Origin of the sequence: Alysiella crassa DSM 2578 (assembly GCF_000745955.1) — a bacterium.
GTDB classification, from domain to species: domain Bacteria; phylum Pseudomonadota; class Gammaproteobacteria; order Burkholderiales; family Neisseriaceae; genus Simonsiella; species Simonsiella crassa.
This window is the reverse complement of the sequence record NZ_JQKH01000003.1, coordinates 40,427-66,398: the sequence shown is the minus strand read 5'-3', so window position 1 is coordinate 66,398 and position 25,972 is coordinate 40,427. Positions and strand designations below refer to the sequence as shown.

Genomic DNA, 25,972 nt, shown 5'->3' with positions numbered 1-25,972 from the left:
GCGGTGGGTTTTGGTGCGCACGGCGCACCCTACTGTGATTTTGGTCGTGTATTTCAGGCAGCCTGAAAACTTGGGCGCGGCTTTTTTGCAACACTTTATTTACACTTTCTTATCATATCTTTTCAATTTAATATATTGATTTAATTAAATTATATTAAAAATAAATAATTCGCACCAGTGCAAGAAATCACACCAATATGTTAAAATCATTACATTAATTTTCTCTAATTATTCAACTATATAGGAACTAAATCATGCGCAAAAAACCCCGCAAAATGTTCAAGAAAACAGCGATTGCCACGCTGATTTCATTGTCCGCCGCTCCTTTACACGTACACGCCGCCAGCGTGCGCAGCGACATAGATTATCAACTGTATCGTGATTTTGCCGAAAATCGCGGGCAATTTGTCGCAGGGGCAACGAATATTCCAATCACGAAAAAAGACGGCACACCAGCAGACACCTTGCTGCCTGAAAATATTCCCATGCCCGATTTTAGCCCTGTGTTGCGAAACAATGGCGTGGCGACACTTATCGCGCCGCAATATTTGGTCAGCGTGGCGCACAATGGCGGCTACCAAACCGCGCAATTTGGGCATACAGGCAATAATCCCGACCAACATGTTTACGATTATCAATTGGTTGATAGAAATAATTATCCCAAAGGACAAAGTTTACATGACGATTATCACGCACCACGTTTGCATAAATTGGTAACGGAAACCGCACCCGCCGAAATGAACAGCGTAGGCCCTACGCCCATCAAAAACGATACAAATCCGTATTGGAACAAAAGTCGTTTTCCTGCTTATGTTCGTGTGGGCGGCGGCGGTCAATTTGTGCGTGAAGCCGATGGCACAAATAATCGCGCAGGCAATACCTATTCTTACCGCACAGGCGGCAACACACTCACATTAAGCCATGCCCAAGATGGCTGGCTGGATTTCCGCGATGGCGATTGGTACACAGCCGACTACAATAAATTTGCTTTGCCCAACCATTTAAGTGGCGGCGATAGCGGTTCGCCAACTTTTGCTTATGACGCGGATGAAAAGCGTTGGGTGATTGTCGGCACAGCCGTATTCAACGATGGCAATAATGGCGTGTGGTATCGCTCGGCGTTAATGCGCCCCGAGTTCCACGCCGAAACAGCCAATGAAGACAATGCCACCCCCATTAATAATACGCAAAACAACGCCGTGTTTAACTGGACAGCCGATGGCAACAGCAGCACCATCACGGCACAAGGCAGCACCACAGCCGCTACCACCGTAAAATTAATGGACACCGCCGCCGCCACCAACGCCGAACAATTACATCACGGGCAAACCCTGTATTTGGGCGGCAACAACGCCACGTTGAATTTAAATCAATCCATTAATCAGGGCGCGGGGGCTTTGCATTTTTCGGGTAACTATACAGTTGCCGCCAGCGACAACAGCATTACCCACACAGGCGCAGGCGTGTCTATTGACGCAGACAAAACGGTTACATGGAAAGTAAACAATCCCGATGGCGACCGTTTGTCTAAAATTGGCGCAGGGACTTTGTATGTGAATGGTTCGGGTGTAAATTCAGGCAGCCTGAGCGTGGGCGATGGCAAAGTGGTGTTGGCGCAACGTGCTGATTCGACTGGACAAAAACAAGCGTTCAATGAAGTGGGTATTGTGAGCGGTCGCGGCACAGTCGTGTTGGACAGCGCAGACCAGATGGATTTGAATAAACTGTATTTCGGCTATCGCGGCGGACGTTTGGACGCGAATGGCAAACACATTGCGTTTAATTATATTCAAAACGTGGACGAAGGCGCGCAAATTGTCAATCATGCGCCCCAACAAGCCAGTTTAACCATTTCACCCAAAGCCCCTGATTTATTAACTGAAAATACGATTCCGTGGTCAGATTGGGGCAAAACCAGCACGGGTTTATATGAATACCGTAATCCCTATGCAGGCGGTCGCACCGATTATTTTGTTTTAAAACAAGGACACAGTGGGCAAAATTATTTCCCCACCGATGGCACGAGTAATCATGCGTGGGAATTTTTGGGCAGCGACAAACAGGCTGCCATGAACACTTATTTAAGCCGCGAAAATGAAAAACGCAGCCAGCCACGTTTACACGCCTTCAATGGCTGGTTTGGCGAAACCGACACCAGCAAAACCAATGGCGCATTGAATGTGCATTATGCTGGTACGGTGGACAAGGATATTTTGATGGTGTCGGGCGGCACCAATTTAAATGGCAATTTGCGCGTGTCGCGTGGGCAATTATTGCTCTCTGGGCGACACACGCCGCATGCTTACGACCATCAAAATAATCGGGAAATCATTGACGAAAACGATTGGCAAACCCGTGATTTTACCGCCACCGAATTCATCGCCGAAGAAAAAGGCAGCCTGCATTTTGGGCGCAATGTTGGCAACATCATGGGCAACATCACGGTACGCGACACGGCGCGTGCGACTGTGGGTTATGTGGCGAATCAAACGCCTGTGTGCGTGCGTTCCGACCAAAACGGCACGGTTTCTTGTACGGAAACCGCATTATCCGACAATGTGTTAGCCAATATGACGGCGAGCAATTTATTGGGCAATGTGGCGGTGGAAGATTATGGCACCTTCACTTTGGGCAAAACGAATTTTTCAGGCAGCCTGAATGTGTCCAACACGTCCACCACGAATTTTGAACAAGGCGCGTTGTGGCGTATGCCATCGGCGCATACTTTGGGCAATGTGGGCGGCGACGGTGGTCGCGTGGTGCTGAATCCGCGCAACACCGCCAATGGCATTACGCAAGGCGACAGTTTTGAAACCTTAACGATTCATGGCACGCTTTCAGGCAGCCTGAATTTTGATTATTTGACCGATTTGGCGAATCAGCGTGGCGACCAAGTGATTGTGAACGGCGTGGCAACGGGCAATCACACGCTTTCCGTGCAAAACACCGCCGCCGAACCCACTGAAGTGAAACGCTTAACGCTGCTCAAATTGCGACACGGCGCACAAGATGAAAATCAGGTAAACGTGAAATTGGCAAATGATTATGTGGACGCAGGTACATGGCGTTACACATTGGCAAGCAATGAATCGCACGATTATTATTTGCACAATCCTGTGAAAGAACAAGAAATCGCGCAAGCCGAAGCCGCCGAAAAACAAAAACAAGCCGAATTAGCCGCACAACAAGCCGTAGAGCAAGCGGCTAAACTCGCCGCCGCCCAAGCGGCGCAAGCTGCCGCCGAGCAAGAATTGGCAACTTTGAAACAAAATTCGGGCGCAGATGCGGCTGCTGTTGCCGAAGCGCAAAAAGCGTTGGCAGAAAAACAAGCTGAATTAGCCCAAGCACAAGCAGATAAAGCTGCCGCCGAAGCTGAAGCCGCGCAAGCTAAAGCGCAGGCTGCCACCGCACAAGCGCAAGCCAGCCAAGCAGAAAGCGACAAAGTCGCCGCGCAACAAGCGGCACAAGCAGCTGCCACCGCGCAAGCCGCCGCCGAAGCCGCGCAAAAACAAGCGCAAGCCGACAAATTAGCCGCACAACAAGCTGCCACAGAAGCACAACAGGCATTGGCGGCGGCGGAACAAGCGCGTTTGCAAGCCATTGCCGAGCAGGAAAAAGCGCAGGTTGCCGCCACCGAAGCGCGTAAACAAGCGGAATTAGCCGCGCAACAAGCCGCCGAGCAAGCAGAAAAACTTGCCCAAGCTCAAGCGGCGCAGGCTGCCGCCGAGCAAGAATTGGCAACTTTGAAACAAAATTCGGGCGCAGATGCGGCTGCTGTTGCCGAAGCGCAAAAAGCGTTGGCAGAAACGCAAGCGCAATTGGCACAAGCGCAAGCAGACAAAGCCGCCGCCGAAGCCACCGCCGCACAAGCGCAAGCACAGGCTGCCGCCGCTCAAGCGCAAGCCAGCCAAGCAGAAAATGATAAAGTCGCCGCACAACAAGCGGCACAAGCAGCTGCCACCGCGCAAGCCGCCGCCGAAGCCGCTCAAAAACAAGCGGAAGCCGATAAATTAGCCGCGCAACAAGCACAAGCGGCGGCAGAACAAGCGCGTTTGCAAGCCATTGCCGAGCAGGAAAAAGCGCAGGTTGCCGCCACCGAAGCGCGTAAACAAGCGGAATTAGCCGCGCAACAAGCCACCGAGCAAGCAGAAAAACTTGCCCAAGCGCAAGCGGCGCAAGCTGCCGCCGAGCAAGAATTGGCTGCTTTGAAACAAAATTCGGGCGCAGACGCAATTGCGGTTGCCGAAGCGCAAAAAGCGTTGGCAGAAGCACAGGGGCAATTGGCGCAAGCACAAGCGGATAAAGCCGCCGCCGAAGCAGCCGCCACGCAAGCACAAGCACAGGCTACCGCCGCTCAAGCGCAAGCTAGCCAAGCAGAAAACGATAAAATCGCCGCACAACAAGCGGCACAAGCGGCTGCCACCGCACAAGCCACCGCCGAAGCCGCGCAAAAACAAGCGCAAGCAGACAAATTAGCCGCACAACACGCCGCCACCGAAGCGCAAAATGCTTTGCTTGTCGCACAACAAGCGCAAGCTGCCGCCGAACAAGCGCGTAAACAAGCAGAAGCCCAATTGCAAAAATTAACGGAAAACGCGCAAGCGGCTGAAGCAGCACAAACGCAAAAATTAGCCGAAGCGCAAGCCGCTTTGCAGGCTGCCCAATCCGCACAAACGGCGGCGCAACAAGCTGCCGCGCTTGCCACCGAGAAACAGCAAGCCGCCGAAGCCGCAGCGCAACAGGCGCAAACACAGCTTGCCGCCGCTCAAGCGGCTCAAGTGGCGGCGGAACAGCAAATGGCTGCCGAACAAACGGCTAAAGCCAATGCGCAGGCTGCCTTAACCGCCGCGCAAGCGGAAACCGCCGCCGCACAAACAGCTTTGGCGCAAGCCAATCAGGCTTTGGCAACACAAACCGCCGCCACCGAAGCGGCAAATTCGCAATTGTCTGCCGCGCAACAAGCGCAAGCGGCTGCGGAACAAGCGGCTCAAGCAGCTCAAGCGCAATTGGCAAAATTACAACAAGACAATGCAACCAATACAGACAGCCTGAAAACGGCTGAAGCCGCCGCCGCTCAAGCGAAAGCCGAGTTAGCCGCCGCGCAAACCGCTTTAAATCAAGCGCAAGCAGCTCAAGCTGCTGCGATTGCCGCACAACAACAGGCGGAAGCAGATAAAGCCAGCGCATTGGCACAAGCCGCCACCGCGCAAGCGGCACAACAAGCGGCAGAATCGGCGCAACAAGCAGCGCAAGCGCAAACGGCAAGCGCACAAGCCAAGCAAGCCCAAGCGGAAGCGCAAGCCGCCGCCGCACAAGCCGCTCAAAAAACAGCAGAAGCCGCCGCGCAACAAGCGCAAGCGGAAAAACAAAACGCATTAGCTGCCCAAGCCGCCGCCGAGTTGGCACAAAAAAATGCTGAAGCCAGCGCAACTCAAGCGCAAGCCACCGCGCAGGCTGCCTTGCAAGCGCAAAAAGCCGCCGAAGCGGAATTAGCGCATGCCAATGCGAATTCGCAAACGGCTCAAGCCGCGCAAGCCGCCGCCGAGTTGGCACGGAAAAATGCGGAACAAGCCGCCGCGCAAGCCGAAGCGGATAAACAAGCGGCTTTAACGGCACAAGCGAATGCGGAACAGGCGCAAAAAGCCGCCGAAACTGCTTTGAAACAAGCTCAAGCAGACGCACAAGCGGCTGAAACCGCAAAACAAACCGCGCAAAATGCACAAACAGAAGCGCAAAACAAACAAGCCGCCGCCGAAACCGCCAAACAGCAAGCGGAACAAGCTGCTCAAGCCGCACAAATGGCGAAAAAAGCGGCTGAAGACGCATTAGCCGCCGCCGAAGCGGAAAAAATCGCCGCACAACGCGCCCTTGCCGCCGCCGAAAATGCGAAAACCCAAGCGCAACAAGCCGCCGCCGCCGAACAAGCCGCCAAAGAAGCAGCATTGGCAGCGCAAAAAGCGGCAGAAGCGGCGGCGCAGGCTGCCACACAATCTGTGCCACAAGCGCAATTGGTGAGCAAATGGGCAAATGCGGCATTGTCGGAATGGTCGGCGCAGGCGCAAAGTGTGATGAATGTGGGTCATCGTTTGGACGAGCGTGTCTTGTCGGTGGCGGATACGCACGATGGGATTTGGGTAGCGACTCATGCGCGAAACCATGATTATCAGTCTGATTTGTATCGCAAATATGAACAAGATGAAGTCTTGGCTCAATTTGGTGTGGACAAAACCACGCGCACGGCTTCAGGCAGCCTGACGGTGGGGGCGGTGTTGAATCATGCTCGTGGCGAGCAAACGTATGATGAAGCCACAGGCGAATCTGAATTAAGCCTGATTTCTGCTTACAGCAAAGCGCAATTGGACAATGGTGTGATGATTGCGGCAGACGTGGGCGCGGGTCAAGCAAAATCCGATGTGAAATTGGATAATCTGAACACGTCCATTAAACGCAGCGTGGCGCAAGTGGGGGTGAAATCGGGTTATCAATTTGAGACCAATGGGCTGAATGTGTTGCCGTATGTGGGTGTGCGTTATCATCATTTGGGGCAAGCGGACTATGTGTTGCCTAGCCGCGATGGCAAAGGCGCAACGGTGGCGCAAGACAGTGTGGGGGTAACGGAATACCAAATGGGTGTTCGTGTGGCGAAATCGTTTACCACGCCATCGGGGGTAACGCTCACGCCAAGTTTCAACAGCGTGTATCGTAATGCCGACCGTGCGGCTGAATTGTCGGTAAACGGTCATCGTTTAACGCAAAAATTCGGCAAAACATGGGAAAATGAATTGGGCTTGCGTGCGGATATGGGGGCGTGGTCGGTGCGTGGCACGGCGGCTTATGCGAAAGGCAGCGAATCCAGTACGCAAAAATCCATTGGGGTATCGGTGGGTTATCGTTGGTAAACGGGTTTAAATTAGCCGATTAAAAAATAGGCAGCCTGAAAGCTGGAAATCAGTTTTCAGGCTGCCTTTTTGTATATGATTTCAGTACACAATACAAGATAAAGCTGTTTCAAAATAAGCTGTGAATGTTGGTGCTGAAAGCTGACCTACGCTTGCTCATAAAGTATCTCCTATAGTAGTAGAAATGAAAATGCAGTACAAGGCGACAACGCCCGCCGTGTACGAATAGTACATAAGGGCGTTGGCAACGCCGTACTGCTTTTTCAGTTCTGCGACTATATTCTTCAGGCTGCCTGAAATCATGTAGGTTGGGTTGTAAACCCAACAGGGCATTTTGTATGCGTTGCTTGTTGGTTTTGGCAACCCAACCTACACAAAAATCAACACTCCACCACACGCACCGAAATCGGCACGGCTTTCTGTTTCAGCGTAACCGCCAAACCCGCCAGCGAAGTTTCTTTGTAAGTGGATTTCATATCCAAGCCCGTCTGCAACATGGTTTTGATGACCATATCCAAACTCACTTTTTTATTAAACCCATCTTCCAATAATGACAATTGCGCCAATTTAATCGCTTTTTCCGCCGCAATGCCGTTGCGCTCAATGCACGGGATTTGCACCAAACCGCCCACAGGGTCGCAAGTCAAACCCAAATGATGTTCCATTGCCATTTCGGCAGCGTTTTCAATTTGCGCGGTGGTGCCGCCACTCACGGCGGAAAACGCGCCAGCCGCCATAGAGCAAGCCACACCCACTTCGCCTTGACAGCCCACTTCCGCGCCCGAAATGGATGCATTGGTTTTGTACAAAATGCCAATCGCGCCCGCCACGAGCAAAAAATCTTCAATCGCACGCGGCGCGGCAAGCGGGTGGAATTTCTGGAAATAATACAACACCGCAGGCACCACCCCAGCCGCCCCATTGGTCGGCGCGGTAACGACACGACCGCCAGCCGCGTTTTCTTCGTTCACCGCCATCGCGTAAATCATGGGCCATAAATGGGTATTCAACTGACCTGCTTCGCGCAAAGCCTGCATTTTTTGCGCCAAATCGGGGGCGCGGCGTTTCACGTTCAAGCCACCCGACAACACGCCGCGTTGCTGCAAACCGCGTTCCACGCAATCAAACATGGCTTGGGCAACTGCCGCAACACGGCGGCGTACGGCAAGCGGTTTTTCTCCACTAATCGCAGCTTCGTTTTGCACCACCACTTGCGCGATGGACAAATCTTCTTCATCACAAATTCGCAATAAATCCGCCATGTTTTGAAAGGGATAGGGAACGCTGACGGCGTCAGTCGGCGGTTTACCAAATTGCTCATCGGTAACAATAAAACCACCGCCAATGGAATAGTAAATTTGTTCATGCAAACTTTGCTCGTTTTCATCATAGGCGATGAAACGCAAGCCGTTTGGGTGTTTGGGCAAACTGTCGCTGTAGCGCACCACCACATCACGCGCCACTTCAAAATCAATGGTGTGCGTGCCATTTAATTGCAATTGGGCTTGTGAATTAATGTGTTCCAAGCGTTCAGGCAGCGTTTCCAAATCCACATCGTGCGGCAGGCTGCCTTCCAAACCGAGCAAAATCGCGTCAAACGTGCCATGCCCCAAACCCGTCAGCGCAAGCGAGCCATACACTTCGGCGGCAATGCGTTTGACTTGCGGCAACACGCCCAAATCGTTCAGGCAGCCTGAAAAGGCGGCGGCGGCTTTCATCGGCCCAACCGTATGAGAACTAGATGGACCGAGACCAATTTTAAAAATATCAAAAATGCTTAACATATTGTTCCTTTGTGAGAATATTTTTTCAGGCTGCCTTTGCTTGGACAGCACGTTTAACATGAATTGGGGATAAGTAGTCATAGGGTACGCCGTGCGCACCAAATTTACCGCAATATTTAAATTATAGTGGATTCAATTTAAATCAGGACAAGGCGACAGCGACCGCCGTGTACAAATAGTACATAAGGGAGCTGGTAACGCTGTACTGGTTTAAATTGAATTCACTATATTCAATCATTTTGGTGCGCACGGCGCACCCTACAAGTCATTTATTTTCATGAAATTTTCAATTTTTCTTATCCCGAGTTTGCGTTATTTTATGGCACATCAAATAAAAAACAAAGGCAGCCTGAAAAAAAGCCAATTTTTTCTTGCCAAGACCCACAAATCAGGTTATAGTGAAAACACTTACTACAAAGTGAGTATTTTATTAAATATAAACAAGGAGTTGTAAAATGAAACGTGATTTTGAAAGCCAAAAAGAAGCCTTGTTGCAAGACATTCGCACCGTATTGCGCGACATGGAAGATTTGTACCACGAAGGCGCAAAACGCAGCGAAGAAGAAACCCAAGCCCTGAAAGCCAAATTGGAAAACAAATTGAATTTGGCACAAGAGCGTTTCCAATCTTTGGAAGACCGCGCGGTGGAACAAGTGAAACACCACGCCAAACGCGCTGATGAGTATGTAAACGAAAAACCTTATTATGCAATGGGTTTTGCCGCTTTGGCGGGTTTGGTAGTGGGCGTGTTGTTGAATCGCCGCTAATTTTGTATTCAATCCAAGGCAGTCTCGCCCCCAATCCCAGTTATGGGGAATTGGGGGCGAACTATTTCAGGCTGCCTGAAAGGAATTTTGATGAATTTAAAACAAGAATATCAACATTTTAAAACTTTGCTGTCGCAGGGCAGCGATTTATTGCTGTTGCGTTTGCGGCTGCTGCATTTGGACGCCAACGCGCAATTGGCAAATATCATCAAAATATTGGTGGCGGTTTTGGTGGCGGCGGTGCTGTTGCTGGTGGGTTTGATTGCGCTGATGTTTGCGCTGAACGCGATTGTGTCGCCTGAAATGAAACTGTGGGTATTTGGTGGGATGATGGTGGCGTGTGTGTTGGTGTGTGTGATTTTGCTGTGTTGGGCGGTGCATTTGTGGCGCAGCAGCAGCACGCGTGTGGGCGACACTTTGCACGCTTTGCAAGATGATTTACGCCTGCTCAAAGGCACAAACCCGAATCGGAAGCTGGAAAATCATGAATGAGAAAAAATTATCCAAACAGGAAGAGCGTGAATTGTTGGCGTTACAATGCGAATTGGCGCGGCTGAAAATGCAAGTTTCGCGCCAACGCATTGAACAGCAAAAGAAAATAAAAACCCATGACCATCATCAACTGATGAATGCGGCGCAAATCGCCAGCGATGTTTTGAGCAACCCATTGTGGAAAATGAGTTTATTGCGCGGCGGCAAACAGAAATGGTGGATTGGGGCGATGTTGCTGTTGTGGCAAATGTATTCAGGGAAACAGAAATGAGTTTTCAGGCTGCCTGAACATACATTCAGGCTACCTGAAATATTTTATAAATCAAAACATTACTTTTGAAAACCGTCTTTCAAACCCACCGTTTTATTGAAAATCGGTTTGCCGACTTCATGGTCTTTGCGGTCGGTAACGAAGTAGCCCAAACGCTCAAATTGCCAACGGCTTTCAGGCTGCAAGGTATTCGCCACAGGCTCAACCCATGCGGTAATTTCTTGTTTTGATTCGGGATTGATGAAATCGGTAAACGGCAAATATTCGCCGTCATCGCCGCGCACCGCATCGGGGCGTTCCACCGTAAACAGGCGGTCGTACAGGCGCACGGTCGCTGGCACGGCGTGTTCGGCGGACAACCAATGAATCACGCCTTTCACTTTGCGCCCTTCGGGTTTTTTGCCCAAAGTGTCGTGGTCAATACTGCATTTCAATTCAATGATTTGACCGTTTTCATCTTTCACAGCTTCATCGCATTTAATCACATAGCTGTAACGCAAACGCACTTCGCCGCCCACCGTCAAACGCTGCCAGCCAGCAGGTGGGTTTTCCGAAAAATCGTCTTGTTCAATATAGAGCGTTGAACTGATTGGGATTTCGCGTTCACCCATGCTTTCGTGGTGGGGGTGGTAGGGGGCGCTGCGGCTTTGTGTTTTGCCCGCTTCAAAATTGGTCAGCGTGATTTTCAAGGGGTTCAGCACCGCCATCATGCGCGGTGCGGATTCTTCCAATTCTTCGCGGATTGCGCCTTCCAACACGCTCATGTCCACAATGTTTTCCGATTTGGAAATGCCCACGCGCTTGGCAAACAGGCGCAAACCTTCGGGCGTATAGCCGCGTCTTCGCATACCCGAAATGGTGGGCATGCGTGGGTCGTCCCAGCCTGAAACGTGGTTTTCGCTAACCAGTTGGTTTAATTTGCGTTTTGATGTGATGGAATACAGCAATTCCAAACGCGAAAATTCGTATTGGCGCGGTTGGCTGGGGCTGGGAATGTTGTCCAACACCCAATCGTAAAGTGGGCGGTGCGCTTCAAATTCCAAAGTACACAAAGAATGTGTAATGTTTTCAATGGCATCGGAAATGGCGTGGGTGTAGTCGTACATGGGGTAAATGCACCATTTGTCGCCTGTGTTGTGGTGGTGGGCGCGGCGTATGCGGTAAATCACGGGGTCGCGCATATTGATGTTGCCCGATGCCATGTCAATTTTCAGGCGCAGGGTTTTGCTGCCGTCTGGGAATGCGCCGTCTCGCATTTTCATAAATAAATCAAGGTTTTCTTCGGGCGTGCGGTCGCGATAGGGGCTGTTTTTGCCCGCTTCGGTGAGTGTGCCGCGATATTCGCGCATTTCTTCGGGCGTTAAATCGCAAACGTAGGCTTTGCCGTCTTGGATTAAGCCGACTGCGTAATCAAATAATTGGTCAAAATAATCAGAGGCATAGCGCGGTTCGCCTTGCCATTGAAAGCCGAGCCATTGTACGTCTTCTTTAATGGAATCAACGTATTCTTGGTTTTCTTTTTCGGGATTGGTGTCGTCAAAACGCAAATTGCATTTGCCGTCAAACACATACGCCAAGCCAAAATTCAAGCAAATGGATTTGGCGTGTCCGATGTGCAAATAGCCGTTGGGTTCGGGGGGGAAACGGGTTTGAATGGCGGCGTGTTTGCCGCTTTGTAAATCGTCTTCAATAATGGTGCGGATAAAGTGGTTATCGGCGAATTGGTCTTTGTTTAACATTATTTTCTTTCAAATTAAATTTCAGGCTGCCTTTCAATACCCAATCAAACTCATGTAGGGTGCGCCATGCGCACCAAATTGCAACATCATAAATTTATTGTTTCATGGATTTAGTGCGCACGGCGCACCCTACATTTTGTGTTGTTGTGTGTTTCAGGCTGCCTGAAAACAAAATAAAAACAGCCTGATTTTACCCGAAATCCTGTGTTTCGTGTTTTCAGGCTGCCTGAATACTTTTGCTATTCCCTACGCTCTTGTTTACCAGCCGATTGGTTTTGCAAAAATTTTCTACGCTGCTTCACCGCATAAATCAAAGTGGACACGCCACCCGCCACCAATAAAATCATCAACGGCACTATCAAAATATACGGCAAAAACCACAAAATCAACGCAAACAGCAGCAAAGTTATGCCCAAACCCAAATACGCATTGATTTCGCGTTCTTCCACCAAAGTGGTGGCGGTATTGTGCCAATTGCCCTTAAATGCTTGCGACAAATTCATGATTTGCAAAGAAATTGCTTGGGCTTGCGAACGATTTAGGGCTTTTAATTGCTTTAAATGCAAACGGCGTTGTCGCTTCATATTGGCAAAATCAATATTGTTCAACACGATTTCGGTGGCGTTTTCCAAATCCGCCAAAAAAGCGCGTTCCAAATCGGCAATCACTTCGGGGGCATGCAACACCACGTCCAATTCACGGTTTAAATGCCAACTGGAAAAATTCAAATTGGTTGAACCCACCCGCGCCCACACGCCATCTACAATGGCGGATTTGGCGTGTATCATCGTGCCATTCCATTCAAACACGCGCACGCCCACCTGCAATAATTCCCGATAACGCGTGCGCGACACCCGCGCAATCCACGCAATATCCGAAGTTTTCGGCACGAGAATACGCACATCTACCCCCGCATGCGCCGCATTAATCAAGGTTTGTGTGTACAAACGCGTGGGCATAAAATAGGCATCGGTAATCCATAAGTTTTTGTTTGCCAATGAAATCGCATTCAAATCCAAACGCATCATATTATTATCACGCGGCGTTGTCGCCACCACGCCAGCTTTCAGGCTGCCTGAATCGGTATCGCTGCCAAATGCAGGCAAAACCACTTCTTCGGGCAATTCATGACCTTGCGAAGTCAAAGTATCCGCCAACGCCACCATCACATCAAACACCGCTTCGCCTTGAATTTTCACGCCAATGTCGCGCCAAGCCGCCTCATTTTTCGCCGCATTGCCGTTCCACGCAGACGACACACACAAGCCGCTCACAAACGCCACTTCACCATCTATCACAAACGATTTGCGATGATTGCGCGACAGTAAACCCAAACCGCTCGCAAATCCCACAGGATTGTACGCCACCACCAATGCGCCAGCATCTTCCAAAGGCTTGAAAAATTTTTTGAACACGGGAATCAGGCTGCCCAACCAATCGTACACCAGCACCACTTTCACGCCCGATTTTTGCTTTTGAATCAATAAATCGCGCATTTGTTTACCAAATTCATTGTCGGCAAAAATATACATTTCAATCAAAATGTATTTTTGCGCCGCTTCAATTGCCGCCAGCCATTCGGGGAAATTTTCGCCACTATCGTTTAAGATTTTAATTTCATGATTGGCACGAATTTCGGTGCTGCTGCTGCGTAGGCGGAGTTGTTCTAAAATTTTGTTTGTATTCATGATTTTATTTAATCCATATAATATGAAGGCGGCCTGAAACCGTATTTCCATACTTTTTCAGGCTGCCTGTTATTTGGATTTACGCTTCGTCTTCGTTATCGTCCACGCTCACGCTGTAATCAATCAGCGTGGGCATAATCACCTGATTTGCCGATGGGTTTTTCTTAGCACTAGACAGCGCGTCCAAATACGACTCGTCCACATCGCCCGTAATATAGCAGCCATTAAAACACGATGAATCAAAACCATCAATTTGCGGATTCAATTGACGAATCACCGTTTCCAAATCCACCAAATCTTGAAACACGCACACATCAGCATTGATTTCATTGGCAATTTCTGTGTGGCTGCGACCATTGGCGATTAACTCTTCACGCGTGGGCATATCAATGCCATACACATTCGGGAAACGCACTTCGGGCGCGGCAGACGCAAAAAACACTTTTTTCGCCCCAGCCGCACGCACCATGTCCACAATTTCGCGGCTGGTGGTGCCACGCACAATGGAATCGTCCACCAATAATACGTTTTTCCCTGCAAATTCGCTGGGAATCGGGTTTAATTTTTGACGCACCGATTTTTTGCGTGTCGCCTGCCCTGGCATAATAAAGGTACGACCAATGTAGCGGTTTTTAATCAAACCTTCACGATAAGGCTTGCCCAAATGCCGCGCCAACTCCATCGCACTCGGACGGCTGGTATCAGGAATCGGCATCACCACGTCAATTTCATTGACATCAATTTCACGTTTCACTTTTTCCGCCAAAGTTACGCCCATATCGGCGCGTGCTTGGTAAATGGACACGCCATCAATCACGCTATCTGGTCGGGCAAAGTAAACATATTCAAATAAACAAGGGGATAATTTCGGTTGCTCGCTACATTGTTTGCAGAATAATTTGCCATCAAAGCTGATGAACACGGCTTCCCCTGCCCCAATATCGCGTTCCACTTCAAAATCCAAACTGGTGAACGCGATGTTTTCCGAACTCACCGCGTAGGAAATTTTGCCATCGGCTTCCACGCGTTTACCTAACACCAAAGGACGAATCCCATTCGGGTCGCGGAACGCCACCAAACCATAACCCGCAATCAACGCCACCACCGCATACGCCCCACGCACACGCGCTTGCAATTTGCCCACCGCCTCAAAAATCGCGTCCACCGACAAATTCAAAGGATTCAGGCTGCCTGAAACCGCCGAGCGCAATTCATGAGCAAATACGTTTAATAAAACTTCGCTATCAGATTGCGTATTCACATGGCGCAAATATTGGGCGTACACTTCTTGATACAATTCCGCCGTATTAGTCAAATTACCATTATGCGCCAACATGATACCAAATGGCGAACCCACATAAAACGGCTGCGCTTCCGCCGAACTTCCAGCATTGCCAGCCGTAGGATAACGCACATGTGCAATCCCCGCATTGCCATGCAAATCACGCATATTGCGCGTGCGAAACACTTCGCGCACCATGCCTTTGCCTTTGTGCATATGAAAACGGTTGCCTTGCGTGGTTACAATGCCAGCCGCGTCTTGACCGCGATGTTGCAACATTTGCAAGCCATCGTACAGTTGTTGATTAACAGGTTCATGGGCAACAATGCCGAACACACCACACATAAATAATTACTCCGTAACAGAAGTGCCATTTGGCAAATTGGAATTCTCTGAATTTTGTGAATCAGATTCGGTGGATTTTTTGACTTTCTTTTCAGGTTTCTGTTTTTTCAGGCTGCCTGATTGGGTGGACTGCTCTTCGGGGGGAACATAATCTTCATCGCCCACACGCGGTGGATACGCCACCTGTTGCGCCAAAAAATCGGGTAAAGACGGCGCAATAAATTTCGCCACCCGCTCAAAAAAGCGCGAAGTTTTGGCAATTTGCCAGCCTTCTTTTTGCGGCAGAGACGTGAATGAACAAATCAACACACTCAAACTCACAAACAAAAAACCTTTGATTAAACCCACTATACCGCCCAAAATACGATTGATTCGGTTCAATTGCGCCGCCGTGATGAAATAATCCAAAGCATAATCAATCAGGTGTAACACAATCCGTATCGCCACAAACATCAACACAAAGGAAAACACCACCGCCATCTCACGTGGTTGTAAGGTGGGGAAAAACGAGTTTGCCAACGCTTCACAGCTCACACGTGCGATAATCAGCGATAAAATCCAGCCACCAAAAGTAATCAGCTCCGCCTTAATGCCACGCATTGCCGACACTGCTACGCTTGCCACCACTGTAACAATCGCCAAAATATCAAACAGCGTAAACGCCGTTTCCACAGGAAGATTACTGTCCAACGATGATTCCTTTCACGCCTTTGTCTTTCATGTTTTTCAGAGCATTATCAGCCGCTTCTTTGCTGTGGAAACGACCTGTTTTCACGCGATAAACCGTGCCTTTTTCCGTTTTCACTTCTTCAATACCCGTTTGATAATTCATGCTTTTTAACTGCTGCTGCATTTTTTGCGCCTGCGCTTTATCGGTAAACGAACCTGCTTGAATCGCCAATTGACGGCGTTCTCGTTCTGCCGCTACGCGTTGGGCGCGTTGTTTTTCTTGTTGAACTTTGTCGGCGGTGCTTTGTGCTGGTGTTTTCACATTTTGCGGGGTCAGGCTGCCTGAATTGTTTGAATTGTCTGATTTGGCGGTTGCCGTGTTGCCCGTATTAGCCGAATTGCCCGACTGATTGGCTGCCAATTTCGCCCGTGCCGCCGCCCGTTCTTTATCGGCTGCCAATTGCGCTTGACGTACTTTTTCGGCAGCCGCCGCTTCTTGTGCGGCGCGTTCACGCTCGGCTTGAGCAGAAAGCTGTTGAGCGCGACGTTGGCGTTGCTGTTCTTCACGGGCTTTGCGGCGTTCTTCGGCGAGTTCGGCGGCGGTTTTTTGTGGTTTTTCAGGGGCTTTGGGTTTGGCAGACGCGGTGGCGGTGTTGCTGGACGGATTCGCATTCGCCATCGCAGCCTGACGAGCGCGTTCCAATTCAGCGCGTTCAGCTTGTTGCTTGCGCAATTGGGCAACACGTTGTGCTTTTTCACGCGCCAATTTTGCTTCTTCGGCTTTGCGTTCCGCTTCAGTGAGGGCAACGGTTTCACCTTTTTTATTGGTGCGCACAATCGCCACTTCGCTCGCTGCATTCAACTCATCGTCCATTGGATACGCCACCACAGGAATAGACGCGGTAGTTGGGTGCAAAATCTCAGTTTTTGGGCGCACTTCTTCGGGGCTGGGCGCAACCAAAGTCGGCTGCTTACCTGTGGTGGAAGCCGCCGCAAACAAACCACCCGCCACCAAAGCCAACGCCCCAGCCGCCACCAAACGGCGACCATTTTTGCGTTTTAATTGCGTGTATTCTTCTTCAATCACATATTGGACTTCCTCCAATACTTCCACTTCTTCTTGTGGTGTTTCCTGAATTTGTGGTTTGGTGCGTGTAGATTTGCGTGTGTGTCGTTGAGCCATTGTGCCGTTCCCCGAAAAATTTTATTGAATGACAAATTGGGTGTTTTCAGGCAGCCTTACATTACCCTATAAATTTTTGCCAACCACCCATCTATTCCCTCTCCTTTGGGCATGGGTATCTACACATCTTTTTACAATAAAATTAAAAGGTTATTTGAAATATCAATTCAATAGCCCTTAATTTTAGTTTCAAAATCACGCGTAACACGGCGAGATTTTGTCAGCTTGTTTTGAAATTTTTGTTGAAAAACAATCAACATAATCTCAAAAAAAGATGTGTAGATACCCATGCCTTTGGGAGAGGGTTAGGGAGAGGGTAAAACAGTTAATATGCCACGATTTTTCCCTCTCCCAAAGGAGAGGGAGTGAGATGGTGGTATCTCAACGATTATGGGCAATATTTTATTTTTAGGATAATGAAAGGCAGCCTGAAAACCATCACTTACACACCGCCATCGCTTCCGCAACCGTGTGAAATGAACCAAAGATGACAATTCTATCATTTTCCGTTGCAACTGATAAGGCTGCCGAACACGCCGCCGCAATATTTTCAAACGACTGCACCGCCACAATCCCATGCGCCGCCAATACCGCTTGCAAATCCGCCAAACTCCGTCCACGCGGCATGTCCAAAGGCGCAATATACCACTCGTCGAACTGGTCGCGCACCAGCTCAATCACGCTGTCAATATCCTTATCATTCAACATGCTAAACACGGCAATGCGTTTTTGCGCAAATGGCAAAGCCAGCAAATTTTGCCGCAACGCTCGCGCCGCATGCGGATTGTGTCCCACGTCCAACACGCGCAACGGACGACCCGCCAATACTTGAAACCGCCCCACATTTTCCGCCAACAACAAACCCCGCTTCACCGCCCCCAAATCCACAGGCAAACGCTCATGCAAACATTCCAACGCCGCCAAAGCACAACTGGCATTATTCAACTGATAGCTGCCACGCAAAGCAGGAATCGGCAAAGCATGACGATTGCGTTCTTTCAGGCTGCCTGAAAGCTGCCCCGCAAAACGAAACGACCATTGCTGATTATCCAATTTACTGAAATCAAAATCTTTTTTGTAAACCAGTAAATCTGCGCCAATTTCATTTGCGTGATTTTGCAAACTTTGTGGCGGCGGATTTTGTCCACAAATCGCAGGTTTGCCCGCGCGATACACGCCTGCTTTTTCAAATGCGACTTGTTCCACCGTGTCGCCCAAAAAATTTTGATGATCCAAATCCACGCTGGTAACGATGGCGCAATCCGCGTCAAAAATATTCACCGCGTCCAAACGCCCACCCAAACCGACTTCCAGCACCATCACATCAACTTGATTTTTCTGGAAAATATCCACCGCCGCCAAAGTGTTAAATTCAAAATAAGTCAATGAAATCTCGCCACGCGCCGCTTCAATGCGTTCAAAAGATTGCACAATTTGCGCGTCATCCACAGGCTGCGCGTTGATGGCAATGCGTTCATTGAATTTCACCAAATGGGGGCTGGTGAGCGTGCCGACTTTATAGCCAGCTTGCACATAAATTTGCGTTAAAAAAGCGCAAGTTGAGCCTTTACCATTGGTACCAGCCACCACAATCACGGGGCAAGTGGGCTGCAATTGCATGGCGTTTTTCACTTGCGCTACGCGTGATAAACCCATATCAATCAAACCATTGCTGTGTGCGGTTTCCAAATGGGTTAGCCATTGTTCAAGTGTGCGTGTCATGATGATTCCTTCACTTTGTGTGCAGAGAAAGGCAGCCTGAAAAACTTTCAGGCTGCCTTCAATTGTGTCTATTATTTTTTCTTGCGACCGCGTGTGGTTTTGATTTCCACCGACAGTTTAGGCGCAGAGTCTTCTGCGGCTACTGGTGCGGTTTCCGTTTCCACTTTGGGTGCAGATTCGCTGGCTTCGGCAGGAGCAGATTCGGCAGTTTGTGCGACTTCCGTATCGTGTTTGTGAATTGCCTTGTCAATATCGGTTTTCACATTTTCCACTGCTTCTTGTGCCACGTCTTGTGCCGTTTCTTTGACTTGTTTGGCGGTTTCTTTGGCTTTTTGTACCGTTTGTTCTACAGCTTGCTCTACTGTTTCTTTAGCTTTAGTAGTAATTTGTTCCACATTTTCTTTGGTTTTTTCCACCATCAGTTCTACATTATCTTTCACGCTGGTTTCTACAAATTCTTCAGCTTTTTCAATTTCTTCTTTGATGGAAGCCAATTCATCTTCAATGGCTTTGTCCACCACCACTTCATCAGCAGTTTGCACTTTGCCATCTTTCAAAGGACGCGCTGCTTCGCCAATGTGCAATTCATTGCCACTACGCAAACGCTGAATATTCTCTTTGTGGCGATACAACACCAAAATCGCCACTAGGAACAATGCCCAGCTTAATTTCGGGTGATGACCTTGTACAACAAATGAAATAAATGGCGCACACGCCGCCGCAATCAAAGCAGCCAATGATGATTTTTTGAATTTAGTCGCCACAAACAACCAAATTGCCACCGCCCAAGCTGCCGTCCAAAACGACATACCCAACATCACGCCCAAAGCAGTCGCCACACCTTTGCCACCTTTGAAATGGAAAAACAAAGGCCACATGTGCCCCACCACCGCCGCAATTGCCGCAATCGCCACAATGCCATCGCCCAAATCAAACATACTTTGCAAACATTTCGCCAACAACACGGCAATCAAACCTTTTAAGGCATCACCCACCAATGTCAAAGCCGCCGCTTTTTTATTGCCACTACGCAACATATTGCTCGCACCAGGGTTGCCAGAACCATAAGTGCGCGGGTCGTCCATACCAAAGTAACGCGACACAATAATCGCCGCCGACAATGAACCCAATAAATACGCCACCACCGCCATAATCGGAATTAAAATGAAAGCCATGAGTTTCTCCCAAAATTGGTTTACAATAAATATTTCGCTATTCTAACGTAACTTAACAAAATGGACAAAATTTTCCTACATGGTCTGCGTGCCGACACCCTGATTGGTTTATATGAATGGGAACGGCAAAATACGCAAACGCTTGTTTTTGATTTAGATATTGGCTTATCCAAAAAATTTTCTGACGATGATGAAATCAGCCAAACGGTGCATTATGGTATCGTATGCGACACACTTCGCGCCCATTTGCGTGAACAGCAATTTTTATTATTGGAAACCCTAGCCAATGATGTCGCCAAATTAATTTTTTCTGAATTTGAAGATGTGGCGTGGCTAAAATTGAAAATCGTCAAACTCGGCATTTTGCCCAATGTGCGCGAAGTGGGCGTGGAAATTGAACGCACTCGCTGATTTTCAGGCTGCCTTTCAATACACCAATTTTTCCCATCACAAAAATGTAGGGTGTGCCGTGCGCACCAAATGGCTGAATAATTTAAATATTATGGTGGATTTGGTGCGCACGGCGCACCCTACTGTTATTTTTGCCGTGTACTGAAAGGCAGCCTGAAAAATTTTTGTCGGGTACTTAAAGATGAAATAATATGTTGATTTTTATATTTAAATTACTCTCTCGCATTCCCCTTATTTGGCTACACCGTTTGGGAAACTGGCTGGGCTGGCTGATGTACGCCTTGCCGCGTGAACGACGCATGATACGCCGCCATCTCAATATTGCAGGGCTGCCCCATCAACCCCAAGACGTGTTGCGTGTGTGCCAAGAAACCGTAAAAAGTGGGCTGGAATTGCCCATCGCCTTTTTCAGGCAGCCTGAAGAAATCAGCGCATTGTTTCACGAAGTGCATGGCTGGGAATATGTGGAAAAAGCGTTGGCAAATCAACAAGGTTTACTGCTGATTACGCCACATTTGGGCAGCTATGATTTGGCTGGACGATTTATCAGCGAGCGATTGCCCTTTCCACTCACCGCCATGTATAAACCACCTAAAATCAAAGCGTTTGACGAGATTATGCAACTGGGGCGCGTGCGCGGCAAAGGCAAAACCGCCCCCACCAATTTGCTCGGCGTGAAACAAATCATCAAAGCCCTACGCAATGGCGAAGCCACCATCGTCCTGCCCGACCACGTCCCGAGCGACCACGATGGCGGCGTGTGGGTACGCTTTTTCGGCAAACCTGCGTACACCATGACTTTGGTTGGCAAATTGGCGCAAGTGCAAAATGTTTGCCCACTCTTTTTTGTGGGCGAGCGTTTGGCGAATGGGCGGGGTTTTGCCTTGCACATTGCCCCACTTTCAGGCAGCCTGAATGGGGAAAAACGCCATGACGCGCAAATCATCAATCATAATGTAGAACAATGGGTTACACGTTTTCCAGATCAATATTTATTTGCCTACAACCGTTTTAAAAATCCAACGGGCGAACCCTACGATTTACACGATTTAAGCGATGAATAAAATAAAGGCAGCCTGAAAAGTTTTCAGGCTGCCTGATTACTATAAAAATCAATAGATTAATCTTGCAATGTTTCCATCAAATCAATCATAAATTCCGTTTCTTCCACCGTCAAATCTTCAAAGCCATTGGGCAAACCTAAATCTTCCAAAATGGATTGTGCGCTGGCATCATGTTTCATGTCAATAAAAGCCCGTTTGATGGTATTTAATTGAAATAAATAATCGGGGCGCAACAAAACCACATGGCTCAATTCATTCAAACGGCTTTCCATCAAAGGGCGCATTTTTTTCTTGGTGCTGGAGCTGAATTCGTGATACGCCGAAGCAAGGAAAAATGCCGCGTCCGCTTCGCCCTCAATCAAACGCCGAGCAGCAGCCTGAAACGTAAGCGCGTCTTTCCACACAATCTCATCTTCCAGCAAAGGCGCAGATTCCAGCAAACGCAAACCAATCAGGCGCACATCACGATTATCGGTTACTAAAATGCTACAGCCTTTGGGCAAATCATCCGAATGCTGATATTCCGTGCCTAAATGGGTGGCAATCACCATTTCATCAAATTTATTGATGGGTTTCGCCACAGGCAAAAAGCCTTTTTCGCGCACCAATTCGGTTGCGTCAAATGGATTGGCATAAATCAAACCGATTTTTCCCAATTCCAATAATGCCGTTTGCTCGTCATTGTCGGCAGGCATATACAGATGAACATCGGTATTGACTTTACGCTGTAATAATGTGTTAAACATATGCCAGCCAACAAATTTTTCAGGCGGAAAATCAGGCGCAATCACAAAATTCAACATAATTCAAACTCGTTTCTATTTCACACGAATCATTCGCGCTTGGTCATTATTTAATTCTGTTTCCAGCATTTTTTGGTAATCTGCTTCTGCTTGGGCAATTTTATCACGCGATGGCTTGCGGCGCACAGAAGTAAAGCCCATTAAAATATCATGGCGAATATTGGGAATCACAGTCGCATACACCCAATAAAAACTGCTGTCTTTACGCAAATTTTTCACATAACCATGCCATTTTCTGCCCGCTTGTATGGTTTCCCACATTTCTTTGAACACGGCGGAAGGCATATCGGGGTGGCGCAACACATTGTGTTGTAAACCAATGATTTCATGACGTTGCCAGCCGCTCATCGTGATAAACGATTCATTGGCGTGGGTGATTTCGCCTTTTAAATTGGTTTTAGACGTAATCAGGCAGCCATCGGGAAACATCACTTCTTCTTCGGTTGCATAAATGGTGCGCTCATGTCCATCATAGCCTTTAATGCGAAATTCGCGGTAATGGTTTATAGTGGGCGTAGGCATGATAAGATTGCCATTGCTGTCTTTGATAACGGCACTTAATGCGTTGGCAGGTGGTTTTTTGTCTTTTGTGTCTGATTTAGACTTGGTTTTAAAAAAATCAAACAAGCTCATTCTTCAATCCATTCAATTATTTGTTTCACCGCTTGCCGTGCATTGAGTAAAACCAAACCCAATTTCGCTTCCTGTTTGGCGGTAATAATCAGCGAGCTTTCTGCGCTGGCTTGAATCAACACAATGAGACCATCATCGCCCTGCACCATCACTTGCTGCATTTTGCCGACTTTCATCTCACGCGCGGCACGACTACCCAGCGAAAACATGGCGGCGGTCATGCCACCCACGCGGTCGGGTTCAACATCTTCAGGCAGCCTGAACGCAATGGGCAAACCATCGTTTGACACCAATGCCGAAGCCAAAATATCGCTGGACGAAGCATGCAAATCCTGCAATATCAAGCTTATCATTTTAATACTTGAACTCACCATTTACTCCTTAATCGTTTTCAATCTTTAATCACATTATGGTTCTCGGGCGATTCAGGCAGCCTGAAAACCAATTTGTTTATCTAAAAAAACCATTACTTTTTCTCTTCCGCCAACCACACGGCATACAATTGAGACAATTCGGCAATTTTTTCACGCGAAGGTTTACGGCGCACCGATGTGTAACCTTTCACCACGCCATGACGAATATTGGGAATCACAGTCGCATGCACCCAATAAAACGCGCCATCTTTACGCAAATTTTTCACATAACCGTGCCATTTTTCGCCACGCTGCAAAGTTGCCCACAAATCCGCAAACGCCACTTTGGGCATATCGGGGTGGCGCAAAATGCTGTGTGGCATGCCAATCAATTCTTCACGCTGCCAGCCACTCATAATCACAAACGCTTCATTGGCGTGGGTGATGTAGCCATTCAAATCGGTGCAAGACGTAATCAAGCAGCCATCGGGGAACATTACTTCGCGCTCGGTCATGTGTGCGGTATAAGATTCGCCATAAAAATTCACCAATTGCGTGCTGCGATAAGGCTCATTGGGAATCGGCATAACAGGTTGCGCATGACGTTCAGGCGTAAAATTCATGTTGTTATCCTTTTTATTTATCAAACATAGGGATTACGACAAATTAAAATATCTTAATATCAATTGGTTTCATTCCGAAACAAAATTGACAAATGATAAACTGGTATATGATATATGATGTGTTGCATATTTTCAAAACAAATTTGTCATATTCTCAATAAAATTGAATCAATACGCCATGCTCAACCCTTGTTTAGAATTAACTGATTTATTTGAAATATTTTTTTTCACTTAATTTCAATTCAAAAAATTTTTCAATGAAATCAATTCTGGAAAAAGAGTTGAGAATCACGTTAAATCCATATTTCAATTTATATAGTTGCAGAATTGAAATACTCGGTACACGGCGGCGTTGTCGTCTTGTATTGCATTTTCACTTCTACGACTTTTATAGATAGCAAAGGGCAGCTTTGGGTGTTCAGGCTGCCTAAAACGCAAATAATCGGTTTAAAAAAACCCACGTTTCGCGTAAAATACGCCCCAATTTTTGCTTGAAAAACGCCTTTTCAGGCAGCCTGAAAACCCCATTAACACGAGAAAAAACATGACCGACCAAACCCCCAATCCCCAAATTGAAGAACAATTAGACGAAAACCAAATCATCGCCATTCGCCGCGAAAAACTCAATGAAATCCGCGCACAAGGCGTGGCGTTCCCCAACGATTTCCGCCGCGACCGTTTCGCGCAAGATTTGCAAAACCAATATGGCGAAACGCCCAAAGAAGAACTTGACCCACAAGAAATCCGCGTAAAAATCGCAGGACGCATGATGTTGAAACGCCAAATGGGTAAAGCCAGCTTTGCCACCGTGCAAGACATGACGGGCAATATCCAACTGTATTTAAACAATAAAGGCGTAAGCCAAGAAACATTGGACACATTCAACCGTTGGGACATGGGCGACATCATCGGCGCGGAAGGCACGCTGTTCAAAACCAATCATGGCGAATTGACGGTGCGCGTGTCGGCAATCCGCTTGTTGAGCAAATCTTTGCGCCCCCTGCCCGATAAACACAAGGGTTTGACCGACCAAGAAACCAAATACCGCCAACGCTATGTGGACTTAATCGCCAATGCCGACAGCCGCGATATTTTCATCAAACGCAGCCAAATTGTGCAAGCCATTCGCAGTTTTATGGTGGCAGAACAATACCTTGAAGTGGAAACGCCGATGATGCACCCCATTCCAGGGGGCGCAACCGCCAAGCCCTTTGTTACCCACCACAATGCTTTGGATATGCCGCTTTATCTTCGCATTGCGCCCGAATTGTATTTGAAACGCTTGGTGGTGGGCGGTTTGGAGCGCGTGTTTGAAATTAACCGCAATTTCCGCAACGAAGGCATGAGCGTGCGCCACAATCCCGAATTTACCATGATGGAATTTTACGAGGCGTTTTGCGATTACCAACGCATGATGGAAATGACGGAAAAAGTGATTCGCGCAGCCGCCAAAGCCGTTTCAGGCAGCCTGAAATTGCAATACAACGGCAAAGAAGTGGATTTGGAAAGCCCATTTGAACGCTTAACCATTTTACAAGCCATCAAAAAATTCAATCCGCACTACACAGATGAGCAACTGCATGACGCGGAATGGCTGAAAAAAGAAATCGTGAAACATGGCGAAAGTCTGCCCCACGCGAGCGGTTTGGGCAGCCTGCAACTGGCTTTGTTTGAAGGTTGCGCGGAAAGCAAATTGTGGAACCCGACTTTCATCATTGATTATCCTGTGGAAGTGTCGCCATTGGCGCGCGCTTCGGATACGCAAGCGGGCTTGACCGAGCGTTTTGAATTGTTTGTGGTGGGACGCGAATTGGCAAACGGCTATTCCGAGTTGAACGACCCCGAAGACCAAGCCGCGCGTTTCAAAGCGCAAGTCGCGCAAAAAGACGCTGGCGATGATGAAGCCATGCACTTTGACGCAGACTACATTCGCGCGATGGAATACGGTTTGCCCCCAACAGGCGGTTGCGGCATCGGCATTGACCGTTTGGTGATGTTGCTGACGGACGCGCAAACGATTCGTGATGTGGTGTTGTTCCCACAAATGCGCCCAGAGTAATATGATGATT

Annotated in this window: 19 protein-coding genes and 1 pseudogene; 8 read left to right on the top strand and 12 right to left on the bottom strand. The window is 48.4% G+C overall.

From position 1 onward, the window contains the following. Nucleotides 1-254: 254 nt before the first annotated feature. Complete coding sequence (locus tag Q338_RS13595; protein WP_051968367.1) at nt 255-6,899, top strand: S6 family peptidase; 6,645 nt, start codon at nt 255-257, stop codon at nt 6,897-6,899. 380 nt (nt 6,900-7,279) lie between these two features. Here Q338_RS13595 and Q338_RS00255 read toward each other — a convergent pair whose 3' ends face one another. After that, entirely contained in the window at nt 7,280-8,683 is a 1,404-nt protein-coding gene (locus Q338_RS00255) for an L-serine ammonia-lyase (RefSeq protein ID WP_034290748.1), read from the bottom strand. A gap of 455 nt (nt 8,684-9,138) precedes the next feature. Here Q338_RS00255 and Q338_RS00250 point away from each other — a divergent pair, with 455 nt between their 5' ends. The 3 genes from Q338_RS00250 (at nt 9,139) to Q338_RS00240 (ending at nt 10,213) form a co-directional block, all read left to right on the top strand. Beyond that, complete coding sequence (locus Q338_RS00250) at nt 9,139-9,450, top strand: DUF883 family protein (RefSeq protein WP_034290745.1); 312 nt, start codon at nt 9,139-9,141, stop codon at nt 9,448-9,450. A gap of 90 nt (nt 9,451-9,540) precedes the next feature. Continuing rightward, the gene (locus tag Q338_RS00245) at nt 9,541-9,942 is read left to right on the top strand and encodes a phage holin family protein (RefSeq protein WP_034290742.1); all 402 of its coding nucleotides are present in this window, start codon (nt 9,541-9,543) and stop codon (nt 9,940-9,942) included. Continuing rightward, nucleotides 9,935-10,213 (top strand): hypothetical protein, encoded by a 279-nt coding sequence (locus tag Q338_RS00240; RefSeq protein ID WP_034290739.1) that lies wholly within the window; start codon nt 9,935-9,937, stop codon nt 10,211-10,213. Before Q338_RS00245 ends, Q338_RS00240 begins: the two co-directional genes overlap by 8 nt. A gap of 59 nt (nt 10,214-10,272) precedes the next feature. On the opposite strand, the gene Q338_RS00235 is transcribed toward Q338_RS00240, so the two are convergent. The 7 genes and pseudogenes from Q338_RS00235 to plsY form a co-directional block, all read right to left on the bottom strand. Continuing rightward, on the bottom strand, nt 10,273-11,952 hold the full coding sequence (locus Q338_RS00235) for a glutamine--tRNA ligase/YqeY domain fusion protein (RefSeq protein ID WP_034290736.1): 1,680 nt from the start codon (nt 11,950-11,952) through the stop codon (nt 10,273-10,275). 239 nt (nt 11,953-12,191) lie between these two features. Further along, nucleotides 12,192-13,640, bottom strand: a complete 1,449-nt coding sequence (locus Q338_RS00230) for a phospholipase D-like domain-containing protein (protein WP_034290733.1) — start codon at nt 13,638-13,640, stop codon at nt 12,192-12,194. A gap of 79 nt (nt 13,641-13,719) precedes the next feature. Then, nucleotides 13,720-15,267 carry an amidophosphoribosyltransferase gene (gene purF, locus Q338_RS00225; protein ID WP_034290730.1) on the bottom strand — a complete coding sequence of 516 codons (1,548 nt, stop codon included), beginning with the start codon at nt 15,265-15,267 and terminating at the stop codon, nt 13,720-13,722. Between the two features lie 6 nt (nt 15,268-15,273). Continuing rightward, nucleotides 15,274-15,957 carry a CvpA family protein gene (locus tag Q338_RS00220; protein WP_051968366.1) on the bottom strand — a complete coding sequence of 228 codons (684 nt, stop codon included), beginning with the start codon at nt 15,955-15,957 and terminating at the stop codon, nt 15,274-15,276. After that, on the bottom strand, nt 15,947-17,119 hold the full coding sequence (locus Q338_RS00215) for an SPOR domain-containing protein (RefSeq protein ID WP_034290728.1): 1,173 nt from the start codon (nt 17,117-17,119) through the stop codon (nt 15,947-15,949). Before Q338_RS00215 ends, Q338_RS00220 begins: the two co-directional genes overlap by 11 nt. 438 nt (nt 17,120-17,557) lie before the next feature. Continuing rightward, nucleotides 17,558-18,841, bottom strand: a complete 1,284-nt coding sequence (folC, locus tag Q338_RS00210; RefSeq protein WP_034290725.1) for a bifunctional tetrahydrofolate synthase/dihydrofolate synthase — start codon at nt 18,839-18,841, stop codon at nt 17,558-17,560. Between the two features lie 572 nt (nt 18,842-19,413). Next, nucleotides 19,414-20,016 (bottom strand): annotated as a pseudogene (plsY, locus tag Q338_RS15080) (glycerol-3-phosphate 1-O-acyltransferase PlsY); the annotation flags it as partial. Between the two features lie 60 nt (nt 20,017-20,076). On the opposite strand from plsY, the gene folB reads away from it, so the two are divergent. From folB to Q338_RS00195, 3 genes are read left to right on the top strand one after another with little or no spacing between them, the layout of a single operon-like run. After that, nucleotides 20,077-20,427 carry a dihydroneopterin aldolase gene (folB, locus tag Q338_RS00200; protein WP_034290722.1) on the top strand — a complete coding sequence of 117 codons (351 nt, stop codon included), beginning with the start codon at nt 20,077-20,079 and terminating at the stop codon, nt 20,425-20,427. Further along, entirely contained in the window at nt 20,411-20,572 is a 162-nt protein-coding gene (locus tag Q338_RS14220) for a hypothetical protein (RefSeq protein ID WP_156961009.1), read from the top strand. Before folB ends, Q338_RS14220 begins: the two co-directional genes overlap by 17 nt. A 46-nt stretch (nt 20,573-20,618) precedes the next feature. Further along, nucleotides 20,619-21,491 (top strand): lysophospholipid acyltransferase family protein, encoded by an 873-nt coding sequence (locus Q338_RS00195; protein ID WP_034290719.1) that lies wholly within the window; start codon nt 20,619-20,621, stop codon nt 21,489-21,491. Between the two features lie 56 nt (nt 21,492-21,547). On the opposite strand, the gene Q338_RS00190 is transcribed toward Q338_RS00195, so the two are convergent. From Q338_RS00190 to Q338_RS00175, 4 genes are all read right to left on the bottom strand, one after another. Further along, nucleotides 21,548-22,294, bottom strand: a complete 747-nt coding sequence (locus Q338_RS00190) for a PhnD/SsuA/transferrin family substrate-binding protein (RefSeq protein ID WP_034290716.1) — start codon at nt 22,292-22,294, stop codon at nt 21,548-21,550. Nucleotides 22,295-22,309: 15 nt separating this feature from the next. Next, nucleotides 22,310-22,927: a PAS domain-containing protein gene (locus Q338_RS00185; RefSeq protein ID WP_244773022.1), complete on the bottom strand. Its 618-nt coding sequence runs from the start codon at nt 22,925-22,927 to the stop codon at nt 22,310-22,312. After that, the gene (locus Q338_RS00180) at nt 22,924-23,280 is read right to left on the bottom strand and encodes a roadblock/LC7 domain-containing protein (RefSeq protein WP_244773024.1); all 357 of its coding nucleotides are present in this window, start codon (nt 23,278-23,280) and stop codon (nt 22,924-22,926) included. The genes Q338_RS00185 and Q338_RS00180 overlap by 4 nt, the downstream gene beginning before the upstream one ends. 113 nt (nt 23,281-23,393) lie before the next feature. After that, the gene (locus tag Q338_RS00175) at nt 23,394-23,903 is read right to left on the bottom strand and encodes a PAS domain-containing protein (protein ID WP_034290710.1); all 510 of its coding nucleotides are present in this window, start codon (nt 23,901-23,903) and stop codon (nt 23,394-23,396) included. Between the two features lie 544 nt (nt 23,904-24,447). Here Q338_RS00175 and lysS point away from each other — a divergent pair. Beyond that, entirely contained in the window at nt 24,448-25,962 is a 1,515-nt protein-coding gene (lysS, locus tag Q338_RS00170) for a lysine--tRNA ligase (protein ID WP_034290707.1), read from the top strand. Nucleotides 25,963-25,972 lie beyond the last annotated feature (10 nt).

Coding starts and splice junctions, on each gene's coding strand:
- Q338_RS13595 (WP_051968367.1), top strand. CDS start 255: ATGCGCAAAAAACCCCGCAAAATGTTCAAGAAAACAGCGATTGCCACG.
- Q338_RS00255 (WP_034290748.1), bottom strand. CDS start 8,683: ATGTTAAGCATTTTTGATATTTTTAAAATTGGTCTCGGTCCATCTAGT.
- Q338_RS00250 (WP_034290745.1), top strand. CDS start 9,139: ATGAAACGTGATTTTGAAAGCCAAAAAGAAGCCTTGTTGCAAGACATT.
- Q338_RS00245 (WP_034290742.1), top strand. CDS start 9,541: ATGAATTTAAAACAAGAATATCAACATTTTAAAACTTTGCTGTCGCAG.
- Q338_RS00240 (WP_034290739.1), top strand. CDS start 9,935: ATGAATGAGAAAAAATTATCCAAACAGGAAGAGCGTGAATTGTTGGCG.
- Q338_RS00235 (WP_034290736.1), bottom strand. CDS start 11,952: ATGTTAAACAAAGACCAATTCGCCGATAACCACTTTATCCGCACCATT.
- Q338_RS00230 (WP_034290733.1), bottom strand. CDS start 13,640: ATGAATACAAACAAAATTTTAGAACAACTCCGCCTACGCAGCAGCAGC.
- purF (WP_034290730.1), bottom strand. CDS start 15,267: ATGTGTGGTGTGTTCGGCATTGTTGCCCATGAACCTGTTAATCAACAA.
- Q338_RS00215 (WP_034290728.1), bottom strand. CDS start 17,119: ATGGCTCAACGACACACACGCAAATCTACACGCACCAAACCACAAATT.
- folC (WP_034290725.1), bottom strand. CDS start 18,841: ATGACACGCACACTTGAACAATGGCTAACCCATTTGGAAACCGCACAC.
- folB (WP_034290722.1), top strand. CDS start 20,077: ATGGACAAAATTTTCCTACATGGTCTGCGTGCCGACACCCTGATTGGT.
- Q338_RS00195 (WP_034290719.1), top strand. CDS start 20,619: ATGTTGATTTTTATATTTAAATTACTCTCTCGCATTCCCCTTATTTGG.
- Q338_RS00190 (WP_034290716.1), bottom strand. CDS start 22,294: ATGTTGAATTTTGTGATTGCGCCTGATTTTCCGCCTGAAAAATTTGTT.
- Q338_RS00185 (WP_244773022.1), bottom strand. CDS start 22,927: ATGAGCTTGTTTGATTTTTTTAAAACCAAGTCTAAATCAGACACAAAA.
- Q338_RS00180 (WP_244773024.1), bottom strand. CDS start 23,280: ATGATAAGCTTGATATTGCAGGATTTGCATGCTTCGTCCAGCGATATT.
- Q338_RS00175 (WP_034290710.1), bottom strand. CDS start 23,903: ATGAATTTTACGCCTGAACGTCATGCGCAACCTGTTATGCCGATTCCC.
- lysS (WP_034290707.1), top strand. CDS start 24,448: ATGACCGACCAAACCCCCAATCCCCAAATTGAAGAACAATTAGACGAA.